The organism is Robertkochia solimangrovi (assembly GCF_007279655.1).
Taxonomy (GTDB): Bacteria; Bacteroidota; Bacteroidia; order Flavobacteriales; family Flavobacteriaceae; genus Robertkochia; species Robertkochia solimangrovi.
The window spans coordinates 45,293-68,743 of the sequence record NZ_QKWN01000013.1; the positions used below are offsets into that span (position 1 = coordinate 45,293).

18 protein-coding genes are annotated in these 23,451 nt (G+C 41.6%); 2 read left to right on the forward strand and 16 right to left on the reverse strand.

What is annotated here, in order from left to right:
* Positions 1-5: 5 nt before the first annotated feature.
* The 4 genes from DMZ48_RS16320 to DMZ48_RS16335 all read right to left on the reverse strand — a co-directional run bounded on the left by DMZ48_RS16320 (position 6) and on the right by DMZ48_RS16335 (position 8,043).
* Complete coding sequence (locus tag DMZ48_RS16320) at positions 6-1,322, reverse strand: BNR repeat-containing protein (protein WP_143956242.1); 1,317 nt, start codon at positions 1,320-1,322, stop codon at positions 6-8.
* Positions 1,319-3,187 carry a DUF2264 domain-containing protein gene (locus DMZ48_RS16325; RefSeq protein WP_242009239.1) on the reverse strand — a complete coding sequence of 623 codons (1,869 nt, stop codon included), beginning with the start codon at positions 3,185-3,187 and terminating at the stop codon, positions 1,319-1,321. The genes DMZ48_RS16320 and DMZ48_RS16325 overlap by 4 nt, the downstream gene beginning before the upstream one ends.
* 233 nt (positions 3,188-3,420) lie before the next feature.
* Positions 3,421-5,022, reverse strand: a complete 1,602-nt coding sequence (locus DMZ48_RS16330; RefSeq protein WP_143956244.1) for a RagB/SusD family nutrient uptake outer membrane protein — start codon at positions 5,020-5,022, stop codon at positions 3,421-3,423.
* An 18-nt stretch (positions 5,023-5,040) separates the two neighbouring features.
* Positions 5,041-8,043, reverse strand: coding sequence for a SusC/RagA family TonB-linked outer membrane protein (locus DMZ48_RS16335; protein WP_143956245.1), 3,003 nt, complete (start codon positions 8,041-8,043; stop codon positions 5,041-5,043).
* A 567-nt stretch (positions 8,044-8,610) separates the two neighbouring features.
* Between DMZ48_RS16335 and DMZ48_RS16340 the strand changes: the two genes are divergently transcribed.
* Entirely contained in the window at positions 8,611-9,489 is an 879-nt protein-coding gene (locus tag DMZ48_RS16340) for a helix-turn-helix domain-containing protein (RefSeq protein WP_143956246.1), read from the forward strand.
* A gap of 74 nt (positions 9,490-9,563) precedes the next feature.
* Here the strand turns inward: DMZ48_RS16340 and DMZ48_RS16345 are convergent, their stop codons facing one another.
* The 7 genes from DMZ48_RS16345 to DMZ48_RS16375 all read right to left on the reverse strand — a co-directional run bounded on the left by DMZ48_RS16345 (position 9,564) and on the right by DMZ48_RS16375 (position 15,655).
* Entirely contained in the window at positions 9,564-9,938 is a 375-nt protein-coding gene (locus DMZ48_RS16345) for a rhodanese-like domain-containing protein (RefSeq protein ID WP_143956247.1), read from the reverse strand.
* Positions 9,939-9,968: 30 nt separating this feature from the next.
* The gene (locus DMZ48_RS16350) at positions 9,969-10,337 is read right to left on the reverse strand and encodes a DsrE family protein (protein WP_162558747.1); all 369 of its coding nucleotides are present in this window, start codon (positions 10,335-10,337) and stop codon (positions 9,969-9,971) included.
* Positions 10,338-10,530: 193 nt separating this feature from the next.
* A complete protein-coding gene (locus DMZ48_RS16355; RefSeq protein WP_143956249.1) occupies positions 10,531-11,355 on the reverse strand; it encodes a DUF4249 family protein in 825 nt (274 codons plus the stop codon).
* Between the two features lie 3 nt (positions 11,356-11,358).
* Positions 11,359-13,971 (reverse strand): TonB-dependent receptor, encoded by a 2,613-nt coding sequence (locus tag DMZ48_RS16360; protein ID WP_143956250.1) that lies wholly within the window; start codon positions 13,969-13,971, stop codon positions 11,359-11,361.
* Positions 13,972-14,007: 36 nt separating this feature from the next.
* Positions 14,008-14,865, reverse strand: a complete 858-nt coding sequence (locus DMZ48_RS16365) for a FecR family protein (RefSeq protein ID WP_162558748.1) — start codon at positions 14,863-14,865, stop codon at positions 14,008-14,010.
* Positions 14,865-15,086 (reverse strand): hypothetical protein, encoded by a 222-nt coding sequence (locus tag DMZ48_RS16370; RefSeq protein ID WP_143956252.1) that lies wholly within the window; start codon positions 15,084-15,086, stop codon positions 14,865-14,867. The genes DMZ48_RS16365 and DMZ48_RS16370 overlap by 1 nt, the downstream gene beginning before the upstream one ends.
* A gap of 44 nt (positions 15,087-15,130) precedes the next feature.
* Positions 15,131-15,655 carry an RNA polymerase sigma factor gene (locus DMZ48_RS16375; protein ID WP_143956253.1) on the reverse strand — a complete coding sequence of 175 codons (525 nt, stop codon included), beginning with the start codon at positions 15,653-15,655 and terminating at the stop codon, positions 15,131-15,133.
* Positions 15,656-16,172: 517 nt separating this feature from the next.
* Here DMZ48_RS16375 and DMZ48_RS16380 point away from each other — a divergent pair.
* The gene (locus DMZ48_RS16380; protein ID WP_143956254.1) at positions 16,173-16,610 is read left to right on the forward strand and encodes a DsrE family protein; all 438 of its coding nucleotides are present in this window, start codon (positions 16,173-16,175) and stop codon (positions 16,608-16,610) included.
* A gap of 73 nt (positions 16,611-16,683) precedes the next feature.
* On the opposite strand, the gene DMZ48_RS18930 is transcribed toward DMZ48_RS16380, so the two are convergent.
* From DMZ48_RS18930 to DMZ48_RS16405, 5 genes are all read right to left on the reverse strand, one after another.
* Complete coding sequence (locus DMZ48_RS18930; RefSeq protein ID WP_143956255.1) at positions 16,684-16,797, reverse strand: LytTR family transcriptional regulator DNA-binding domain-containing protein; 114 nt, start codon at positions 16,795-16,797, stop codon at positions 16,684-16,686.
* Between the two features lie 246 nt (positions 16,798-17,043).
* On the reverse strand, positions 17,044-17,706 hold the full coding sequence (locus DMZ48_RS16390) for an SDR family NAD(P)-dependent oxidoreductase (protein ID WP_143956256.1): 663 nt from the start codon (positions 17,704-17,706) through the stop codon (positions 17,044-17,046).
* Positions 17,707-17,812: 106 nt separating this feature from the next.
* Positions 17,813-18,700, reverse strand: coding sequence for a helix-turn-helix domain-containing protein (locus DMZ48_RS16395; RefSeq protein ID WP_143956257.1), 888 nt, complete (start codon positions 18,698-18,700; stop codon positions 17,813-17,815).
* A 72-nt stretch (positions 18,701-18,772) separates the two neighbouring features.
* Positions 18,773-20,245: an efflux transporter outer membrane subunit gene (locus DMZ48_RS16400; protein ID WP_143956258.1), complete on the reverse strand. Its 1,473-nt coding sequence runs from the start codon at positions 20,243-20,245 to the stop codon at positions 18,773-18,775.
* Between the two features lie 16 nt (positions 20,246-20,261).
* Positions 20,262-23,435 (reverse strand): efflux RND transporter permease subunit, encoded by a 3,174-nt coding sequence (locus DMZ48_RS16405; RefSeq protein WP_143956259.1) that lies wholly within the window; start codon positions 23,433-23,435, stop codon positions 20,262-20,264.
* Positions 23,436-23,451: the final 16 nt, after the last annotated feature.

Genomic DNA, 23,451 nt, shown 5'->3' on the forward strand with positions numbered 1-23,451 from the left:
TTAGTCTATTTTAAGGGAATATTTTTTACTTCTATGATCTTAACCGGTTGTGGAGGAATGTCGGTTAAACCCTCCCCATCAACCTGAATAACCTGCTGTGAAAATACGTGTAATTTCCTGTTCTTTTTCCATAATTCCACATCGATGTTGGGTTCCCACTGACCAAGATTCTCTTCTGAAAGATCGATCCTGCTCCATGAATTTCCATTCACCGTCCTTTTAGCGAGTGTTATACGATTATCGTTCTCCTCATCCCGAAACAACAAGCAGATCATGTTTCCCTTAAGAAAGATGACCGGTCTCGAGATAGGGATACGCTTTGTTCCTCCACCTCCAAGATGGAATGGCTCCTTATGAAAATTTGTATCGATCATCTCCCATTGTCCATTCATCCGGAAGATCACCTTGTATTGAGGTATGCCATCGGTTTCCCAATAGGTTGTGATAAAAGGTTCGCTATTCTCTGAAACCGTCATGGAGGTCTGGTTGATCAGGCTTGAATTCTGATTGATCTTCCAGGCAATCTCTGCGGTTTCTGCCTTGATCGGCAACTCATATTTTTCACCATTGGAACGTTCCCATGATTTTCCCCCATCATGAGAAACTGCGAAACACATATCATGATTTGTAGATACATCCCAGGTTTCTCTCCACACCCATGACAGATATAGAGAACCTTCGGGACCTACAGCGGTTTGCCAGTAAGCGCTTCTTTGCTCTTCTCCATCGATGAGATTATCCTGTATTTGCTTCCATTTACCGGTCACCGGATCATAAGAATTAATCACCAGATTACCCCTTCCAGACTCACCGGAACGATACAGAAACAATAACTTCCCGTCAGGAAGGTTCTGGAATTCCGGGTAGGTTACCCTTTCCTCCTGCAAACCTGTCATAGGGAGTTCTTCGGTAAGTTCCAACCCAAAAGGTGCTGTACTTTTTACATAGCGCAAGGGTTCATTATGCTGATCCCAGCTTATATGCAAGTAACCATCCGAATCGACCGCTAAACTAATACTGTTGTGTGCATCTTTCACATTTCCGGAATAAGGAGTCTCCTTTATTTCCCAGTTTTCTGTACCAACTTTTCTTTTTGCCAGCACCATTTTCCCCTTCTCATTATAGTAAGCCGTAAATTGTATATTTTCAAAAGTGGTTACTGCCTTACCTCTGAAAATTACTGTATTCACAGAATTATTGCTCCAACCATTACCCAGTGCAATGTTCGAAATCTTCAACCCTGCACAGGAGGAAAACAGTAAAAAGAAAGTGAAAACTAATGAAAGTGTTCTTGAGTAAAGATTCTTAGTAAACAAACTCATTCTGCATTTAATCGTTTAACAATTACATTTTTTGCCGATAAAGAAGCATGTTCCAGATCCCCGGCCTTACCGGAAGATCCTTCCATCTGCAAGTTAATGATCAGCCAAAAAGCTTTATTTGAAAAATCTGTGTAATGAATTCCGGTTTGCTCGTCATCTATAAAATAAGATATCGTTGTATGTTTTTCATCCTGATATTCCATTCTGATCTTATAGGTGTGCCAGTTATCGGAACCACCGGATACTTCTTTTTGAATGGTCGTTACCTCAGACGGTGTCATAAAAGTATTCTGCCAGTTAATAGTATTGCCTTTGAATTCCATAATATCCGTTTCCGGTGGCCATCCATCAACCGCTGTCATCCAGAAAGCAGGCCAGGTCCCGGAAAGATACGGCACTTTAAATTCTCCTGAGATCTCATATACCGGATTTTGTGCGGATACCGTGATCGTTTGTTGGGCATGGATCGCTCCTGATCGGTAACGAATAGGTAAATAAGGTGAAGATTTACTTTTCCCTTCCGATTTATCCAGTAATTCCGCATGAAGTTCCACTACTCCTTTCTCTAAAATAACATTTGATTTATCCATGCGAGCAGTACCATTATGATCACTTCCCCAAGGGTATAGAGTATTCCAGTAATTTCTGAAAATCCCTTTTTTATCAAAGGAAGTCACCGGAATCAGGGTATCCCATTTCATTTTTTTATTGCTGTAATCTCCAGGATAAAACGCATGATCTGCCTTTGCCATACCCCCGCTCCAAATTTGTTTTTGGGTCCAGGGTCTGCCGGGAGCCGACCAGTATGGAGTTTGTTGTGGTAGTCCGAGTACCAGAAAAGCGGTAGAACAGAGGTACAGACTCCCTGTTGAGATATAGGGTTCTGCAATCTCGCGCTGATGACCATAGAAACCGATAGTCAACCAGCCATTTTCATCAAAAGTTCCAGGCACACTCATCTGGTTTTTAATAACTGCAAAAAGTCCTTCTCTAACCTGGGCGGGTGCGATCTGATGGGGAAGTTTTTGAAAAAAGGCTATCTGTGAAAGCATCTGGAATGCCCCGCATCTGTAGGCAAGTGATCTTCCAATCGGAGGAAATGTACCTTCCGGAGAAATGAGCCGTTCCTGTATGGCTGCATAGCGTTGAGCCCTTTCCAGAAAGACACCGGCATCATCGATAAATTTATTCCGGTATCGGTAATTCGATAAAGATTCTTTTTTATCTCCAAGAACATTGACAATATCCAGGATCATCGGTTGAATAACATAGCTGTTATAATAATCCCAATGGAAATCAGGACCATCTCCATATATACCATCGCCGAGGTACCACTCATCATGTTTCAGAAGTGCATATTCGATACGCATCATATCCGCATCTCCTGTAAATTTCAGCAGTGCGGCCTCTACCATTCCGCTAAATAGCAACCAGTTCATATAAGGAGGGGATATACTTCTTGTACTTTTAAGCTCGCGTATTACATTCTCTCTGGTAGTTTCATCAAGATTACCCCATAATTGCTCAGGAGCTCTGATCAGTGCCTCCGCCAGAAATGCTGCATCCACCAAGGGTTGCCCTCCCTCTGTGAAATTCATGTAATCTGCTGCATTAGGGTCTGTTGCATTTTCAATACCCTTCACTGCAAGTGTAATGTATCTTTCGCGAAGCTTCCCTTCTTCGGTATCATCTGGACCAAGTTCCAGCCAGGGTGCCATCCCTGCAAGTAATCTGCCAAAAGCTTCGAGATAGGTTACCTGCTCCCTCCCTCCATAAGGATCGATCGCCTTTTCCACCGGCATTTTATATTTAAGCGAATCATTTGCCAGATTACTCAGTACCGGATCAGCGATCTTTGAGAGCATTTTTACCATCTCCCGGCGTTGTTCCAGCCCATTTTTATCATTTTGAGATCGAGAATAAAAGAAATTTAGTGATAACAGAAGAATAAGTAATATTCGAAAATTCATAATTCTAATTGTCGTTGTTTTCAAAGATAGTCGGAATCCGTTTAATATATCAAACCTGATGCTTCGATGGATGAAATCGAAGATCAGGTTTGGCAAAACACATAACCAACTAACTGTGTGTTTATATATTAATATCCGGGATTCTGTTCCAGTTCTGCATCCTTATTTAATTGGATTTCGGTTATTGGAATGGGGAATAAAAGGTTCTTTTCAGAAATACCTTCTATTTTCATATTTTCGGGTGCGTCATCATTTAAATATACCCGATCCAATAAGGTTCCGGTTCGCATCAATTCCAAACGTCTGTTTTCCTCGCCGAGTAGTTCTCGTACCCTTTCATCAAGAATAAAATCCATATCGATATCGGAAGCATCCACCAGCGGTGCATTTGCTCTTGTTCTCAAGGCATTGATCGATGCTGCAGCACCCTCAAGATCTCCCTGCATAAACTGGGCTTCAGCTTTTAACAGGTAAGTTTCTCCTAATCGCATCAGGATAAAATCCTTCCACATCCCATATCCAAAAACATCTCTGGGATCAAACTGCCCCCATTTTAAGGTATACGGATTAATAATGAAAAGTGTATCCGGGCCTTCGTAAGGAACATCCTGGCCATAAAGATCCGGTGTATTCGGGTTGTTATATTTGAATCTTCTATGGATGCTATACTTGGAATTTCTCATATCAGAATTATCATAAAGATCATAGAGAACCCAATTATTCAGGCGCATTCTGGATAACCCTCTTCCTCCCAAAGAATCTGCGGGTATCATACCATTTCTGTTGTGGTAGGCACCCCCCCAAACCCTTCTTTGCTGGGGACTTCCACTACTTCCGCCTCTTACGTCACTCGGATTCTCATTTTCAAGAACCCAGATCGCCTCAGAATTTCCCTGAGATCTTCTTTGGTTACCCACCAAAAACATATCTGAAAAAGCATCACCCTCTTCACCTGCCTTAACTCCGTAACGGTTAGATACCAGAGCGATCGAAGGATTATCGATCAGGATATCACATTGCGCTTCCGCCTGTGCATAATCTCCCATTCTTAGATAAACTTTTGCTAACAACTGACTCGCTGCAGCACTACTCACTCTTTGTTCCTCAACGGTTTGTCCGATCGCAGGTAAATTGGAAATCGCAAATAGAAGGTCAGATTCTATCAGCGCATTGATCTCCTGTAGACTTGCTCTCACGAAATCAGTTCTCGGTTCTTTAATAGGTTCGGTAACCAACGGTACTCCACCAAATAAGGTTGCCATTTCATTATAAGCCCGGGCTCTGAAGAATTTTGCTTCAGCACTGAACTGTAATTTCTCTGCTTCGGTCATATCGGATATTTGATCACCGTTTACATCGATGGCATAGATCACATTGTTCGAATTTTCGATGATATTATAATCCAGCGACCAGATCCTGAGTGCTACTCCGTTATCTGAGGTCAATGTATTATAGCGATAAAAAGGTATTTCAGCTCCCTGGGGTTGTGTCGGCCAGGTGATATCTGTACCAACCTGCCAAACACAAAGCCATCCTTGCTCTCCTGAATAGGTATAATAGTTACTGATCTGTTGATACAAACCGATCAAAGCGGCATTCAAACTTAGTTTGTCAGTCACATTACTTGCCGAATATGCGTCCTGTACTTCCTCATCCAAAAAGGAATCACTACACGAAGTGACAAGGCTCAGCGACCATAAAATTGCTATGAATGTTATATATTTTCTCATCTTTAAGCTTCTTTAAGTTTATAGTGATACATTCAATCCCAGTGATATTGTTCGTACCAAAGGATAGTTATTTGTCCAGTCACCGGATCCTCTGTAGGATTGAGAACTTTCCGGGTCCCATCCGATCCAGTCGGTGAAAGTATACAGGTTTCTTCCCGCTACATATAACATCAGACTCTGAATATTATATTTCTCTAAAACGGCAGCGGGAACATTATAACTCAATCGGATATCTTTAATTCGGGTATAACTTGCATCCTTAGGAAACCAATACCCTTTATTATTCTGATATGCCACGAGTGAAGGCCATTCATTGCTCGCATTTTCAGGAGTCCAGTACTGGAAATCTGCGGGAACATTTCTTCTTCCTACCTCATCTCCGTAGTTGATATCCGGATTTCCTTTAACGATGCCTTGCGCAGTTTGAATAAAAAAGCTGAAGGTAAAGTTCTTATAGCTAAAGGTATTGGTGATACCACCGGTCCAGTCAGGTAATGAATTTCCCTGGATCACCCGGTCATTCTCAGAATCGATCTGACCATCACCATTGATATCTGCAAATTTGATATCTCCCGGACGTGCTGTAGGATCCCAATTGGAAGGATCTTCACCCTCCTGCCAGACCCCTACTTTTTTATAGGTGTACACTGAGTTCAATGACTCTCCAAGAAACCATCCATTGGCTATATCATCTTCTCCATCGCCATAGATCTCTACGAGCTCGTTCTTATAGGTGGAGAAATTGATACCTGTTTCCCATTTGAAATCATTAGCGTTAACATTTACGGTGTTCAGGGTGATTTCCAGACCCTGGTTTTCCATCTTACCGATATTGTCCCAAATTGAAGTGAAACCTGTAATATTTGGAATATTTCTTCTTAGGAGAATATCCTTGGTTTTGCTTTTATATACCTCAACAGTACCAGAAATGCGGTTATCAAAGAATCCGAAATCCACCCCAAGGTTAGCCGATGTGGTTGTTTCCCATTGCAGGTTCGCATTCCCCATCCCATTGATATACGTTCCTACCAGCGCTGAGCCACCGAACGGATATAATACGGTACCTGCAGTACTCTGTGTTTGATTTGGATCGATCGCCTGGTTACCTGTTTCTCCATAGGAAAAACGGAGTTTCAATTGGTTGATTTTTGATGCATTTTCCATAAAACTTTCATTGGCGATATTCCAACCTAAAGCTACAGAAGGGAACAACCCGTATTTATCTGTATTCGCACCAAATGCTGAGTATCCATCCCTACGTGCCGTTAACGTTAACAGGTATCTGCTGTCATAGGAATAATTCAATCTCGCCATTTGTGACAATAAAGTGGTTTTATTACTCGCAGATGCACCACTGATGTTACTTGCTGATTCTATTCCATGGTAGGAAAGCGCATCACTCAAGAAACCAACTCCTGTAATTGATGAATTTTGATAATTCGTCTCTTGTGCACTGTAGAGTAACGTCACATCAAAATGATGCTTTTCAATATCCTTTGTATACGTCAACAGGTTTTCTATGATCCAGTTCTTGGTTTCTGCATTATAGATATAAGCCGTACCATTATTATCGTTTGCCGCACGTCCTTCATAGGTCGCATTAAATCTGGGATTGATATAATAAGAGGCATTGATCCTGTATTGTAGCCCATCGATCCAGGGTTTAACAATTGCATAGGCAGTACCTGAAAAATTACGAATATGGTCAACCCGATCTGTGGTTAGTCCTAACAACGGATTTTCATAAAGCTGTTCGGGTGACATCGGATAAATATCGTATTCTCCATTTTCATCATAAGGTACAGAATAGGGGCTCATCGCTGTTGCATTTAAGAGGTTAGCTCTTCCCCCGTCATAATTATTGTTTGCAAAAAACACAGTTACCCCGGTTGTTAACCAATCTGTAATGTCCAGATCTAGATTTGACCGAAAATTAAAGCGATTGTACTGATACCCTTTTACAACACCTTTTTCATCGAGATAGCTTCCTGAAAGAAAATATTTAGCATTTTCAGTACCTCCTGAAAAACTTATGTTGTGTTCCTGTATCACACCTGTCTGTGTCACCTCATCCAGCCAATTTGCCATTCTGCCTGCGTTATAATTATCTATCTCAGCGGTATTGGGTAAAACGTCGGTTTGTTCCAGTCCTCTTTGTTCCATATAATCTTCATATTTCTGAATATAGGCTTCAGGACCCATCGGTTTCAATTTATGAGGTATGTCTTCAACGCCCGCATACGTACTATAATTGATCGTTGGCTTACCGGTTTTTCCTCGTTTCGTTGTGATCAGAATAACCCCGTTGGAACCTCTTGTACCATAGATCGCAACTGCTGAAGCATCTTTTAAAACCTCTATGGATTTAACATCCCGAGTGTTGATATCATTCAGGGTTCCGTAAAAAGGAGTACCATCAACCACGATAAACGGACTTGTGTTCGCATTGATAGAATTGATTCCACGGATCTGAATACCTCCCTGACTACCGGGTACCGAAGATCCTGTACTAATATTCAATCCGGCCGTAGTACCCTGAATTGCCTGAGTCAGGTTTGTCACCGGCAGGTTTTCCAATCGTTCGGATGGAACTGATGTTACAGATCCCGTCACATCGGAACGCTTTTGAGTACCGTAACCAATCACAACTACCTCATCCAGTTGTGAGGTATCTTCGATCAATTGAATACTGAATTGTGTCTTACCATTTAATGGAACCTCCTGTTGTGTAAAACCGATATAGGTAACGACGAGAACAGAATTAGGACCACTTACTTCCAAAGAAAAATTACCGTCGAAATCGGTAACTGTACCATTATCAGTTCCCTTTTCGATGACGGTTGCACCGTAAAGTGGAACTCCGTCTGACTGCGACGTAACTGTACCTGTAACCCGAAGGTTTTGAACCCAGGGAGATGACTCGGCATAACCGACCGAGACGCAGAAAAAGATAATAAACACGGATACTATTGCTTTAAACTTGTACCGTGTCAGTAACTCATAGTTGATTAAGAAATCCATATAGTTTAATTTAAGTTAGTTTATCGAAATCGATTTCGTTTAAAGGCCGAACGATCGCACTTTTTAAGTTTAGAAACGCTACCGGATAGTGGAAATCTTCTTTCTGACATGACCGATCATATAGTGCTCTATGATTGGTTTGTTAACAAATTAATAACATATGGAAGAGAAAAATCAAGGATAAACTCGTCTAAAAAAAGGGGTAAATTCGTCAAAATCGACGATTCAGAACATCATTTGCGTCAATTATCAAATTCTCTTAATAAACAAACACCAATAACCAAATTCTTAAAAAAAGACTTTTACTTGTGAGAAAAATACAATTTATGCCCGATAAACAGGATATACCCCCTAGGAGAAATCACGCTATTTTCTAAGAAAAACAAGGGTGAATTTCAGTTTGTTTCAACGCTTATTATTTCAACCTAATCTTTATTAATTTTAACAGGAAGTGAGATTGCATTCATACGTTACAACTTCATATTACATCTTTGACAGTCGAATATCATTAGAAAGCTAAAATTTAAGTAACTTGTAGTATTTCAACAACATAGAAATTAATACAAAATGTTTGATTCCTATAAGCACTTTTTGGAAACGCCCGGATATCACAAGATCATCGGTGAGGATTACCTCATCGTTGAATTCAAATGCCCTATCAAGGAAGAACTTTTCAGTGCCTGGTCGGAATGCCATAGTATCGTTTATGTGCTGAACGGTCAGAAAAAATGGATCACTCCTTCCGGAGAATTTTTGGTTAAGGCCAATGAATCGATATTCGTCAGGAAAGGCGCCTTCAAAAATCAACAATATTTTGAAGAGAGTTTCTGTGTTCTGATGTTCTTTATGAAAGATGATTTCATCAGACGTTGTGTTGAGAATGACATCGAAAAGGAGATTCAAATCATGAAAAAGGTGGATCATCCCGAATTCATCTATCGTGTCAACGTTAGTGAAAGTCTTGAAATGCTTTATAATTCCTTTTTCTCCTATCTGAAACAAACGGTAAAGACACCTCAAAAGATCATCGAATTAAAATTCAGGGAGATGTTGATGAACATCTGCCTTGAATCTGAAAATTCAGAAATCAGGGATGTATTGTATACCCTTTCCAAAAATTCAGGAGGTTCGATAGAGCAGGTTATGGAAGAACAATACTTTTACAATCTCAAAGTTGAAGAATATGCACGATTATGCGGTAAAAGCCTGTCATCCTTTAAAAGGGAATTTAAGCATCTCTATGAAACCACCCCGGGAAAATGGCTGCTGAAGAAACGGCTAAACCTCGCACGAGATCTTATGCATACCACCGATTTTACCATTCAGCAGATCTGCTATGATTGCGGCTTTGAAAGCGATTCCCATTTTATACGTAGTTTCCGTTCGGAATTCGGTACTACCCCGAATAAATGGAGGAACCTTGATAGAAGTATGGTATCCCGTTAGCTATGGAACCTAATAAAAATGCTCCACAAGGAAGCATTTTTATACCGTATTGAATATATTCGTTTCTAAACAGGTCAGGAGACCTCAGCCTTTAATTTTTTCCAGGCCGCATGACCTCCCTCCAGATTAAAAACTTGTTGCATTCCACTTTCCTGTGCATGAATGGCTGCCATATATGATATCACTCCTCCGGTACAACAGAACAAAAAGGGTCCGGTGCTGTTTAAGAATGAATCCGGGTTCTCCGACCTTTCATCGATCTTCCTTTTGAGTTCTTCTAACGGTACATTCACCGCGGTTGGTATATTCCCCTGAGATGCTATTCCGCTTGCCGATCGTACATCAATGATCGTATAGGCTTCAGATGCGATAATACCATCGAGTTCGTCAGCAGTTACCTGTGTTATCAGCTCTTTTGAAAAATGAACATTTGATCTTTGAGTTTCCATGATGTTAGGTTTTATGTTGTGTGAATAGTATCAGATCGAAATTGTTTCTGCACCTTCCAGGATCAACTGATGCAATGCTGGTGATCCCACCAGTTCGATAGAATCGATCAGATCTTCGGGCGTATACCCTCTTACGGCAGAGCAAGGCGGACAAACCATAATCCGGCACTTGTTGTTCAGTACGGTTTCGATCATGTCTTTCATCGTTGGGTCTTTTGGATTCAGATGTGCATATTCAAATGCCCCTTTCCTAACCCAGTCCACTCCTGAGCTTACCAAAAAGATACTCACCTCTAAACCGGATTTGATCCCGCCGTTAGCTATGCTCCATGCTACAGATGCTCTTTCGTCATCCAAACCTTTGGTGATCAGTATCACCACTTTTTTCTTTGTTTCCATTTTGATTACCATTTAATTGTTATTGATAATGCAAAGGAAAATCATCTTAAAAAGGATGTGTAGCCTTTAAGGCTCAATAAATTGACTGAGAAGCTCAAACTTTGGATTGCTGCAATATTTCAAAAGAAAACGAGACTTTACCCCATAAAAAAGCCGGGAATATTCCCGGCTTTTCCTATACTATGTATTCAGGTCACTCTAAGATATAGACCACCTTTCTTGCCTGAGAAAGTCTGAAATATCCGTATGCGTAATTTTCCGGATCCGTTTCGTTGATAAAATTACCTCTCACATTGGATGGCGGTGTACCGAAGGGGTTGGCTGAAGCGCTCTGAAGGATCAACTCCATGTAATTAAAGGTTTGTAACGATATTCCTCTGAAATTGATTTCAACCACCTGACCCGGTTCAAGATCTTCATGAGAAAAATGTTCTTCCATTTCATTCCCGTTGAAGAAATCATCATTTGATAACACATATTGAGGAAAGTTCAGAATTCCTGCGTTGAAATCGGTAAGATAGGAATTGACTTCCCCGGCAGCATCATCATAATAGATCGACACTTCCAGATCCTCATTTAAAAAACCACCGTCTGATCGCTGTTCAATACGTTTGATCTCAGGTGAAGGCACCATAATCTCAGTAGCGGTATACGTTTCATCATCCACGATAACTTCCAGATAATATTGAGCGTTCAACACTGGGATAAAATCTGTGCAATGATAGGTCCCGCTTTCAGAAGTTTCTGAAAAAAGAAATTCGTTATCATTTGCATCGGTAACCTTAACGGATGCCCCAGACACTTTAGTGGTCGATTCGTTATAATAATCGGTCAGTCTGCTGATCTTAATGGTCTGTTGACTTCCATCAGTATTGTCGAACCAAAGTATTTCAGCATCGATCACCAGACGCGCATCTCCGCTTTCCAGGTCTGCATCGATCACATCTTCACAGGACGTCATGACCGACATCATAAACAATGCAAAAAATAGATTTCGATATAGGGATTGATATTTCATGTGCTAGAATTTAAAATTATAGGATATACTCGGAAGAATTCCGAAGATCGATAAGCGTCGTGCTTCATTGGCTCCTGTATCGTCATTAGTCGTAAAGCGAATAGAGGCTGCATTTTTTCGGTTATAGATATTATAGATACTGAATACCCAATAGCTCTGCCATCCTTTTTTACGATCCGGTTTTGGGGTATAGGTCGCCGCCAAATCCAGGTGATGATATATCGGAAGCCGGTTTTCATTACGGAGAGCATAATTAGGAACGGGAATACCTCCTATTTCATAATACCCATTTGGAAAGGTTACCGGTTGCCCTGATTGTAATGAAAAATTGGCGCTGAAAGACCATTTATCTGTATAGAAATAATTACCGGTGACGCTTAGGTTATGTAGCTTATCATAAGGAGAAAGGTACCAGTCACCATTAGCGATACCCGGTTCAGAAACATCTCTACCAGTCGTTTTTTGCTCAGCTCTTGACAGTGTATAAGCGATCCATCCGGTAAGATTTCCGGTATTTTTTCTCAATAGGAGTTCCAACCCATAGGCTCGGGCTTTTCCATTCAGTAATACCTGTTCCAGTTCGTTATTCGCTATAAGATCTGCACCATCAATATAGTCGATCCTGTTCTTGATCTTCTTATAAAAAACTTCCGTTTCCAGTGAAAAACGTTTCTCTGCAAAGTTCCTGAAATATCCGATAGCAAACTGATCCAGCAACTGTGGCTCTATGAAAGGACCACTGGGTGCCCAAATATTCACCGGAGTCGGAGACTGACTGTTCGAAATGATATGGAGGTATTGCACCATTCTGTTGTAACTGGCCTTAATCGAGGTCTCTTCGTTCATCACAAAGGATAAGGCAACCCGGGGTTCAAAATTCCTGAAACTGGAGATCACTTCTCCTTTACCATAGGAAATACTTCCGGTTGGCGTTGATTTCTCATAAATATCATAGGTGGGATTATAGGTTACCGGACCATCCTCATAGGTGTTGATATCCTGTGCACCAAACCGATGAAACATACTGTATCGGAGTCCGTAGTTAAGATGTAACTTTTCCGAGATCTGATGCTGCAGATCCAGATACATCGCCGATTCTAAAGCATATTTCTTATCGAGTTGCATAAAGTTAACCGAAGATTCTTCATTGGTCGGTACGAGTGTGCCCGGATTGAAATCATAGTATATCGATTCGATTCCATAATTCAACCGGAATCTTTCAGAAATACCATGTTGCCAGTCATATTTAAGACCATAACTTTTGATTGCACTATCCCAGCCAAAATTCTGGGAGTTCAATGTGAGTCCGAATTGATAATCACTATAGAAAACGGTAAGATCGGTATTAAGTTCAGTACCGAAACGATGTTTCCAATTCAGTTTTCCCATGGTATTTCCATAAGTACTTAGAAAATTATCGCTAAGATCAAAGATGTCATTACCTTTATATCCGGAAAAATGAAGGCTGTTATTTTCGTTGATCTGATAGTTCAGTTTGGCATTGATATCATAGAAATAAGCCGAATTATCATTATCGGTCAATTTTAAAAAGAGATGGGCATAAGAAGTTCTACCTGCGACCATAAACGATCCTTTATCTCTTTGAAAAGGCCCGTCGAGCTGAAGTCGGCTGGATATAAGTCCGATACCTCCATTAACACCAAATTCTCTAAGACTCCCATTCTGCTGTTGAACATCTAAAACGGAAGAGACTCTGCCGCCATATCTGGAAGGAATTCCCCCCTTATACAAGTCAAGTGAATTTACAGCATCGGCATTGAATACAGAGAAGAAACCAAAGAGGTGGGAATCGTTATAGACCGGAACATTATCAAGAAGCACGAGGTTTTGATCGGCAGCCCCTCCTCTTACGTTAAATCCCGATGAGCCTTCCCCGGCATTGGTAACTCCCGGAAGAGTCAATAATGATTTTAAGGGATCCGGTTCTCCCATGGCCACAGGGATCTGCTTGATCTCTTCCATGGAAAGTCGGTTTACACTCATCTGAGCCTTTTGAATATTCGTCGCCTTATTGTTTTGCGTTACAATCACCTCTTCCAACACTTCACCTCCTTCACTCAATTTGACATCGAGCTGCGTATCTTTATTCAGAACGATCTTCTTCTCTACCGTATCAAAACCTATATAACTGATCGTAACAGTATACGTACCCTGTTGTAACTTTAAAGAAAACCTGCCCTCTATATCGGAGGTTGCTCCTTGTTGCAATTCCGGAATATAAATCGTTGCTCCCGGCAGCGGCAACCCTTCGGTATCCCGTATGATTCCGGAAAATCGAAAACTTTGTTGTTCCTCAGATGCCACAGGAATATTCTTTACCAATATATTATTACCCACCAGAGAAAACCGATAAGGCAATTCTTTATTGAGCAGACCGACCAACTCAGAAGTCCCTATATTCTGAAAACTCAAGGCTTTATTCAGGTGTTTATTTACGTCTATATTATCATTGAAAGCCATTTTATACTCCGACTGGCTTTCGATCTGTCGGAAAAGTACATTAAGGCTTTGATCTTCTTTAAGCTGTATGGTTACATGCTGCGCATGAGCTTTGAGACCAAGAGCCATAAAACATGAAATAATGAAATACTTCATTCAGTTGAAATTTAGGTTATGTTCTTAGATAGATGATTAGTTGGTCTGATGCATCGATGTGAATCGAATGGTCCCCGAGGTGCTGTCAAGAGAATAGTCAAGATTATAGAGCGCTCCCAATGTTTTACAGATGGTATTCGGATCTTCCTTTCTTCCGATACGAAGGGTCACGGTCTTTTTCAAATATTCAGGGGAGATTATCACTTTAAATCCATATTCTCTTAGTAGATGATCAAAGACACTGGATAGTTGCTGATCATCAAAATCGACGTATCGTTCAAAAGACTGTACCGAAACTCCTGTACCGGCATATACGATCTCTTCTCCGGGAGCCAATAACCAATTTTTTGGCTCATTCCTGAGTTTCATTCTAATACTACCTTCATACAATTGAATATTCACCTGACCTGTTGTAGATTCCCGAATATTAAATGCTGTACCCAGAACCGTAGTTACAGTTTCATCACAAACCACAGAAAATGGATGTTCCCTGTCTTTAGCGACTTCAAAATATGCTTCCCCATACAGCTGGAGGTTCCGGTTATTCCTGAAATTTTCGGCGAATTCAATTCTGGATCCCGGTTGTAATATTATTCTGCTACTATCGGACAGCACTACTGATTTCGAAGTGATGCCCGGATTGGTGATCACCATAAGTTTTTTGGTATTCTCCTGAACCGGGTCTGTTTCCTGCTGCAGCAGCATTCCTGTAGCACTGCCTGTTAACAGTAGGATCGCGGCAGCATATCTCCACAACTTTCGGAAGGTCCTTTTCCTTTCAGTAAAGGCAGTACCACAAAACTTCTCCCAGGACTCACATTTGCGTGATTCCGGGTTCTGTGGCGCTTCTTCCTGCCAGGATTTTTTAAATTTATCTTCGAATTTCTGATCCATCAGGAAAATGCATATAGCGGTGAACATTCGAATCCTTCCGAACGCATGGTACTGATAAGCATCTCTGAGATCGGGCGGTTACTGGTAGCTACAAGTAGACTGTCTTGTGGTCGAAGATCGAAATCGAGCTCACAATCGGCTAGTTTAAACAAGAGGATTTTTAACAGATAGAGAATATCGGTCTGAGATTTCACATTGGTGGTATAAATTTCCACATTCATAGCGATCATTATTTTTTAGATAACAATCGGGATGGAAAAAGTTCCTAAGCTTTTTTCAATTTTTTTTTGAGAAATGTATTGGCCAGATAAATATGGTTAGCGATCGTCTTATGCGAAAGGTTGGTCATCGTTGCGATTTCATCGTAACTATAACTCTCCAGCTTGTGAAGTCGAAAAATAAGCTGTCGTTGTGGTGGAAGTTGATCGATAAGCTGCAGTAACCATTCCTGATCTGACTCCTCTTCCGTATCAGCAGTCTCTTCAAAGGAATCAGACAGATGCAGGGGCTGCAGGGGAATTACCTTATTCTCCCGGTTCAAATGATTAAGAATAATATTCCGACAAATGACAAAAAGCTGCTTATCCAAAAGTACATCTTCCTTAAGCTGATGCCTGTTCTTATGAACCTGTAAAAATGTTTCCTGTATAAAATCTTCGGGAGTCAGAAATTTGAAATCAAATCGCTTCGCCATATGGATGAGCTTATCATAATAGGAAAAGTACAGCGTTTTAAAAGCAGACTTATCTGCTTTTTTTAACTTCCTGATCAATATTGAATTGTCGCTCATGCAGTTAGGGAAAACCTTTACAAAAAATCCCCAAAGCAACTACAAAGTAAGGACATTCGCAAAATTTTAGAATTTAATTAAGATAATTGATGGGCAACGCTATTTATAGAGGTTCAGTATTTAGTGATACCAGGGCTATCAGTGACACTGGTAACACTAGTATTTTTCATAGCAACGTATATTCATTTTCAATTCTCATTCAACGTAAGTTACTTTGTGAAGCAGTGAAGCAGTGAAGCAGTAGGCTGTAGGCTGTAGGCAACTGTTAACTGTTTTCCGTTTTCTGTAACCTGTAACGCTGTAACGGTGTCACCTTGTAAAACAGGAATGCAATAACACAGGAATGCAGTAGGCTGTGGGCTGTAGGCAACGGTTAACTGTTTTCTGTCTTCTGACTTCGGTTTTCAATTCTCAATTCTCAATTCTCAATTCTTAATTCCTGGAAATGCATGCCTATCCGATAAACCAATTATTTTCAGTAACTTAATTCAGTAGAACCAACTCAACCATTACCATCATGAAAAATACTATTCAGGGATTCATTATTGTGACTTTACTTTTTTTTACTGCAGCCGGTTCAATGGCGCAGGCACTGGATGCGGAAACCGTAACTGATCTTCAAAAGACTCCAAAATTTGCCTTCGGGGTCAGCGATGAATTTCATTTTAAATCTGTTCTTGGAATGTATGACAGGTTCGTGGAAAGCGGCATCGAAATCGCTGCCTTTGAGATCATTGTTAAAGGGCCTTTGGTGTCCGATCTCGTAAAGGGTTCAGAACTGGAAACTTTCTTTGAAAAATATCGCTCGAAAGTGCGTGTCAGTGTTTGCAGCTTTGCTATGGAAAAACGGAAGGTGACCAAAGAACAGTTATTTCCCGGACTGGATGTGGTGGCAACCGCTTCTATACGTATGCTGCAACTGCAAGCCCTGGGATATAATACATTGACTTATTGAACATTTTATATTCCTATATAATCCTGTAATTTATTTTTAAAAGAATTCCCGATCGGGATGTAATGAACAATGGTTAAAATACGGTTGCCTCGATCACTTCGATGTGCTTCCGGGCAATTATGAAAGACTTATGCACCTGTATAAAATTCTGAGAAAGTAATAACTCCAAAAAGCAGGAGAATTTCACCTGTTATATCGATTCATAAACAGTGATTCCCACGGGAATGAGAATACTGAAGAGAATAAGTGTTTTGAGAATAAACCAGTTGTTTCTCCTGAAAATGCGATCATTTCTCAAAAATAAGGCATCTTCCGCTATCCAAAAAAATGTGATGAACAGACTGGTTGGAAATATGAAACAATGCTTTCTAATGCTGAAAAGCAAATGGGATTCTGTGAATGAAACCCGATTTACTTACATATTTGTAAAGTGCTATTGCTGTTTTGAGATCAGGTCGACAAAATCCTCTTTAACCCCTTCACAGATATTCACCGAATTATAGGTGCAGTTCTTCATATTCACCGGATCAAAACTATAAATCCTGATCTTTGAGGGTTTGTATTCCCTGCATTGTAAATGCGTAAACATATTCAAGGCTGCCTTCGCGGTAGAATACGCTGTAAGACTGTAACCGGAATAGCAGAACGTATCGTCTTTCATCTTACTGATATCCCCTAAAGAACTGGTGATATTAATGATACGCGGGTCTTCGCTCAATTTAAGTAACGGATTAAAAAGCTGAATCATCCGAATGACAGCAAAGAAGTTTACTTCATAGACCTCCCTGACCTCCTTTAAATTCAACTGGTCGATCTTATGGCCAAACCCGTTGACGATCTCTGCGTTATTGACCAGCAGATCCAACTTGCCATAGGATTCATAAATGTTTTTTTTGAGTGTTACCAGGCTTTCCTCAGATGTGAAATCCACTTCGGTAAGCTTGTAGTAATCATGGCTTAATGCAGAAAGCTTATCATAGCTCTCTTTAGTTGCAGCCAGTACTACTTCATAATGGTTATCTGCCAGGATTCTTGCAAAATCTTTGCCTATTCCATTACCGGCTTCGGTAACAACGGCAACACTTTTCTCATTCATTACAATCCATTTTTAAACATTTTACAAATTTAGTGTACAGTGCTTCATAGTTAAAAAAATTAGTTTCATATTTATTGGGTTGGTTTCAATACGGATCACTGACCCTTTACGTTCTTCTGTATTGGTTAGGTGTTGTTCCACTCATATTTTTAAAGAACCTGGTAAAATGCGTAGGTTCCTGAAAATTGAGTCGATAGGCTATTTCAGCGATATCCAATCCGGAATATTTCAATAAACTCTTGCTTTCCATCAATAGTCTTTCCTGAATAATATCCTTTGCACTTTTGCCCGTTAACTTTTTAATCGTGGTCGTCAGATAATTCGGAGTGATGTTCAATTCCTGGGCATAATCACTGACATTCTTCGTATCCACATACATCTTATCTACCAAGGCTTCAAATCTGTTCGCTATGATTTGAGATCTGCTCAAATGATTTTCTGTCGTCTTATGTCTTTCATAGATAGCCTTACAGAAATACAACAACGAACTCAACATTCCTTCCAGCATTTTTTCCTGATAGGGATGCGGACTCTTAAATACCGAAAGCATTCTTTCGATATCAAAGTTAAGCGATTCATGTTCTTCGCGAGTCAGCATCATCACGCTCTTTTCCGTCATTTTCAGAAAAGGAAAATCCTTATTGATATCGGGAAAGGAATTGATCAGAAACTCTTTTCTGAACATCACATACAATCCGGCCATTCGCTCATCTCTTACCCAGGAGAATACCTGTCCGGGTACTACGAACCACAGCGGATATTCCTTAAGTTCCAGATCATCGGTATCAAGATTCAATCGACTGTCGCCGGTGTAGTTCAACAACCCAATCTGGTAAAAACTCTGCCTGTAGGGTGGCATACATCTTCTCGCGGTGACCCCCATATCTTCAACGGCAAAAACATCAAAGTTGGGTATATGGCTTCTATGAGAAAACCCTGTTGCCTCATGCAGATCGTTCGTATTTTCAAAAACCGGTATCTCAGCTTTGCTCATATATATTTTAGTGGGTCGGTGGTATAGCCAAATTTTAGTCTGCCTACACCAACCCACCTTACACAATTTGTTTTAATTGTTAGTATTGGCCTTTGCCAAATGCATCGATTCAAATTTAGTATTCAATTCCTCTTCCGAAATTATATCCCATCCACCACCAAGGGCTTTATAGATCGCGATCAGCGAGGTCGCCGAAGAGATCTCACTCAAAGCAAGTGCATTTTCAGCTTGTAACAAGGCTTTATCAGCATTGAGATAATCGATAAAACTGTCCAGTCCGGAATTATAGCGTTGTCTTGCGAAGTCAGCTGCCTGCGCACTGGCTTCTGAGGAAATTTGCAGGATCTCACGCCGTTGCAATTCCTTGGTATAATTATTTAAAGACGTCTTAATTTCTTCTAATCCCTGTAACACCACTTTTTCATATTGATTGAGTGCTGCCAGCGTTTGGGCATCATTGTTTTTGATCTGTTGTTTCACACGACCTAGATTGAAGGCTGCCCAGCTGATACTTGGAAATATACTCCAGGTAAAAGATTCTTTATTTCCGAAATTGGCAAAATCAACAGCTGAGAAACCTATTGTACCTCCGAATTCAATCTTCGGATAGAGTTCGGCCACCGAAATATTATATGCGGCGATCCTTATCTGCAGTGCAGCTTCAGCCCTTCTTACATCCGGTCTGCGTCTTAACATCTCCTCAATGCTTCCTACAGCAACCGACGGGGGCAAACTGGGAAGGGGTTGTTTACTGATGATGGCCGCATCCAGATCACCGGGTACCTCACCTATCAATACGCTCAGGCTATTTTTGATCGCTTCGATCCTTGCTTCCAGTGGAGGAATGCTTGCCCGGGTACTCTCGAGTTGTGCCAGGGCTCTCGATACATCCAGACTGTTACTGGTACCTGCTTCTGACAATTTAACGGTCAGTTCATACGTTTCTTTCTGACTCTGTAAATTTCGTTTGGAGATATCCAGCAAGTATTGTGTACCCCGAAGCTCCATGTAATTATTGGCTACTTCGGCAAAAATACTGACATACATACCATGCATATCTGCCAGCGCCAGATTGCTGTTTGCCCAGGCTCCTTTTATCCGGTTACTAACCCTTCCAAAAAGGTCTACTTCCCAGAACGCATCAAAACTTGCATTATAGGTACTGTAGGTAGGATTGCTTCCCGGAACGAACACATTTTCTCCCAGGCGGGTTCTGGTATAGTCACCATTGGCAGTCACTGTTGGTAATCTGTCCAGTCTGGTTTCTTTCAGAAAAGCACGGGATGCCTTATAGTTCGCCACTGCTGAATTGATATCCAGATTATGCTTTCTCGCTCTTTCTATCAACGTATCGAGAATGGGATCCTGAAATTCTGACCACCATGTTTTGGCGATCGCTGCTTCCGTAAAGGCCTTATCTTTGATCTCACGTTGAAGAAAGTCTTCTCCCGCATTCACCCCACTTTGTACTTCATAGTCCCTTTTCGTAATCCCACAGGATACTAAGGTGAACGCGATTACTATATATATTATTGATCTTTTCATTGCATCTTGATTATTTCTAATTAGGCTGTGGTGATAACACTGCGGGCTGATGAGCCTTCGCTCTTTTGGCCGACCATTTTCTTCCCAGGTAATAAAATACCGGAGTCAGGAAAATTCCGAAGATGGTTACCCCCAACATTCCACTAAATACTGCTATCCCCAGTGAAACCCGTAATTCTGATCCGGCTCCGGTTGCCAGTGCAAGAGGCACTACCCCCAGGATGAATGCCATCGCAGTCATCAGGATGGGTCGCAACCTCAGACGGGAAGCTTCGATCACCGCAGTTTTCAAATCTTCTCCCTGATCCTCCAGCTGCTTGGCAAATTCCACGATCAGAATAGCATTCTTACTCGCAAGACCCACCAGTACCACGAGTCCGATCTGTACCATGATATTATTATCCAGTCCGGCGAGGTCAACCCCAACCATCGCAGAAAGCAATACCATAGGAACGATGAAAATTACAGCTAATGGAAGCACCAGACTTTCGAACTGAGCTGCCAGTAACAGAAATACGAATACCACTGCGAGCAAAAATGCGACACCTGCCGTATTTCCGGCCGCTCGTTCCTGATAAGCGATCTCCGTCCATTCGAAGGAGATGCCCTGTGGAAGTATTTCCGCAGTGAGTTCCTCCATTCTGTCCAAACCTTCTCCAGAACTATATCCTGGAGCAAAATCTCCATTAAGGGAAGCCGAAGGATAAAGATTGAACCTTGGAATCCTTGAAGGTCCGGCGATATCCTTTTGTTGTGAAACCGTCCCTAAAGGAACCATCTCCCCTTTCTTGTTACGCACTTTGATCCTGGAAATATCATCCGGAGTTAAGCGGTTGGGTGCATCGGCCTGTGCAGTAACCTGAAAGGTTCTTCCTAAATAATTGAATTCGTTTACAAAGGCTGATCCCATATAGATCTCCAGCGACTGAAATAACTCCCCGACATCGATTCCCAGTTTCTCTGCTTTAACCCGGTCTACATCGAGAAAAAGCTGCGGGGTCTGATTATTGAAGAAACTGAATACGTTATTAAGCTTAGGGTCCTGATTAGCTGCCATGGCGAGTTCATTGGTCGCCTTCAACAGTGCATCAGTACCGAGGTTAGCACGGTCCTGAACCATCATTCTAAATCCTCCTGCATTACCGATCCCTCTCACCGATGGTGGTGGAATAACCAAAACGATGGCATCATCGATCTGAGCGAATTTAGCCCGTATCGTTCCTAAGAGTTCCTCATAACCAATTCCTTTTTCATTCCGGAGTTCAAAATCTTCCAGCGTTAAGAATACGGCTGCCGCATTGGAGGCATTTGTAAAAGATGCTGCATCAAAACCGGTGAAGGAAACTGCATTCTCGACCCCATCGATATCGAGCCCAAGATCGAGTACTTCCCGAATGACCTTATCGGTTCTGGTCAGGGATGATCCGGGAGGCAATTGTACAATCGTTATAAAATACTGCTGGTCCATAGCCGGAATAAACCCTTGCGGCACCCTGTTGAACTCAAACCCTGTGATTGCTATCAGTCCAAAATAGACCACCATCACCATCATCCCGGTTCTCACCAGTTTTTGAACGGCCTTCCCATAGCGATCAGAAAGTGCCTCCATAAATCCGTTGAACTTATCTCCGATGAACTTTAAAGGTCTAAGATATATCGGTGTGTTTTTAGCAGTGGTTTTTTCTTCGTGACGCATCAATAGTGCTGCCATGGCCGGACTCAGGGTCAGGGAAACGAATACGGAAATAGCCGTAGCCACCGCGATGGTCATTCCGAACTGTTTGTAGAATTGCCCTGAAATTCCATCCAGAAAAGCGGTTGGAATAAAAACAGCGATCAATACCAGTCCGATTGCAACAAGCGCTCCTCCTACTTCATCCATGGTTTTAAAGGCTGCCTCTTTAGGTGAAAATCCTTTTGCGAGATAGCGCTCCATATTTTCCACAACCACGATAGCATCATCCACCACAATACCGATGGCAAGCACCAATCCGAAAAGTGTCAGGTTATTCAGGGAAAATCCGATGGCCTGCATCACGGCAAAGGTTCCGATCAAAGAAACCGGAATAGCCAGTATCGGGATAATGGCCGCTCTCCAGGATTGCAGGAATAGCAGAATCACCAGTACTACCAGTATGACAGCTTCAAAAATGGTATGATAAACCTCATCCACAGATTTCTGGATGAACTCCGTTGGGTTATAGGCGATCTTATATTCCAGGTCTTTTGGAAAGTTCTTCGAAAGTTCTTTCATCTTCTCCTGGATCTGTTCAGCGGTTTCCAGGGCGTTACCACCGGGTTGCTGAAATATCGGCATCGCGATTGCCGGATCCTTTCCCAGATAACCCTTGGTCGCATAATTCTGTGCTCCCAATTCTACCCGTCCAACATCTTTCAGTCGGACGATCCTTCCATCCTCGCCGGATTTGATAATGACATTCTCAAACTGCTCTGTAGAAACCAGTTTTCCCTGTGTTTGTATATTGACCTCGAAAGCCGACTGATTCCCTGAGGGCAAGGTGTTCAGGGTTCCACTGGCGATCTGCACATTTTGTGCTCTCAATGCAGCTACTACTTCCCCTGCGGTTATATCAAGTGTGGCGATCTTATCGGGATTTAACCAAATGCGCATGGCATATTCGGCTGCACCAAAGATCTGTATATCACCCACTCCTTTTATACGGGCCAATTCATCCTTAAGCTGGAGCACTGCATAATTCCCCATATAGATCTGGTCATAGGTCTTATTCGGTGAATACATATTTACCACCATCAACATATCCGGTGATATTTTCTTCGTGGTTATTCCCAGTCTTTTTACCGACTCCGGCAATCGTGGTTCGGCAATGGCCACCCGATTCTGTACCTGTACCTGTGCTTTATCAAGGTCGGTACCCAGCTTAAAAGCTACCTGAAGTACAACACGACCGTCGGCAGAGGATTGGGAAGTCATGTAAATCATATCTTCCACCCCGTTTATCTCCTTTTCCAGGGGCGCAGCCACACTTTCAGAAAGCGTTTGAGCATTGGCGCCCGGGTAAACCGCTACCACTTCAATGGTAGGAGGAGCAACATCGGGAAATTGAGAAATCGGCAGGGAAACATAAGCCAGACCCCCAACGATCAATATAAGTACACTGAGTACTGCGGCAAAGATGGGCCTCTTTATAAATATATGGCTAAACTTCATTCTTTTGTTTCTTTTT

What these genes read in the sequence shown, in the direction of transcription:
- DMZ48_RS16320 (WP_143956242.1), bottom strand. Translation starts at nt 1,322, where the DNA reads ATGAGTTTGTTTACTAAGAATCTTTACTCAAGAACACTTTCATTAGTT.
- DMZ48_RS16325 (WP_242009239.1), bottom strand. Translation starts at nt 3,187, where the DNA reads ATGCTCTCAAAGATCGCTGATCCGGTACTGAGTAATCTGGCAAATGAT.
- DMZ48_RS16330 (WP_143956244.1), bottom strand. Translation starts at nt 5,022, where the DNA reads ATGAGAAAATATATAACATTCATAGCAATTTTATGGTCGCTGAGCCTT.
- DMZ48_RS16335 (WP_143956245.1), bottom strand. Translation starts at nt 8,043, where the DNA reads ATGGATTTCTTAATCAACTATGAGTTACTGACACGGTACAAGTTTAAA.
- DMZ48_RS16340 (WP_143956246.1), top strand. Translation starts at nt 8,611, where the DNA reads ATGTTTGATTCCTATAAGCACTTTTTGGAAACGCCCGGATATCACAAG.
- DMZ48_RS16345 (WP_143956247.1), bottom strand. Translation starts at nt 9,938, where the DNA reads ATGGAAACTCAAAGATCAAATGTTCATTTTTCAAAAGAGCTGATAACA.
- DMZ48_RS16350 (WP_162558747.1), bottom strand. Translation starts at nt 10,337, where the DNA reads ATGGAAACAAAGAAAAAAGTGGTGATACTGATCACCAAAGGTTTGGAT.
- DMZ48_RS16355 (WP_143956249.1), bottom strand. Translation starts at nt 11,355, where the DNA reads ATGAAATATCAATCCCTATATCGAAATCTATTTTTTGCATTGTTTATG.
- DMZ48_RS16360 (WP_143956250.1), bottom strand. Translation starts at nt 13,971, where the DNA reads ATGAAGTATTTCATTATTTCATGTTTTATGGCTCTTGGTCTCAAAGCT.
- DMZ48_RS16365 (WP_162558748.1), bottom strand. Translation starts at nt 14,865, where the DNA reads ATGGATCAGAAATTCGAAGATAAATTTAAAAAATCCTGGCAGGAAGAA.
- DMZ48_RS16370 (WP_143956252.1), bottom strand. Translation starts at nt 15,086, where the DNA reads ATGAATGTGGAAATTTATACCACCAATGTGAAATCTCAGACCGATATT.
- DMZ48_RS16375 (WP_143956253.1), bottom strand. Translation starts at nt 15,655, where the DNA reads ATGAGCGACAATTCAATATTGATCAGGAAGTTAAAAAAAGCAGATAAG.
- DMZ48_RS16380 (WP_143956254.1), top strand. Translation starts at nt 16,173, where the DNA reads ATGAAAAATACTATTCAGGGATTCATTATTGTGACTTTACTTTTTTTT.
- DMZ48_RS16390 (WP_143956256.1), bottom strand. Translation starts at nt 17,706, where the DNA reads ATGAATGAGAAAAGTGTTGCCGTTGTTACCGAAGCCGGTAATGGAATA.
- DMZ48_RS16395 (WP_143956257.1), bottom strand. Translation starts at nt 18,700, where the DNA reads ATGAGCAAAGCTGAGATACCGGTTTTTGAAAATACGAACGATCTGCAT.
- DMZ48_RS16400 (WP_143956258.1), bottom strand. Translation starts at nt 20,245, where the DNA reads ATGAAAAGATCAATAATATATATAGTAATCGCGTTCACCTTAGTATCC.
- DMZ48_RS16405 (WP_143956259.1), bottom strand. Translation starts at nt 23,435, where the DNA reads ATGAAGTTTAGCCATATATTTATAAAGAGGCCCATCTTTGCCGCAGTA.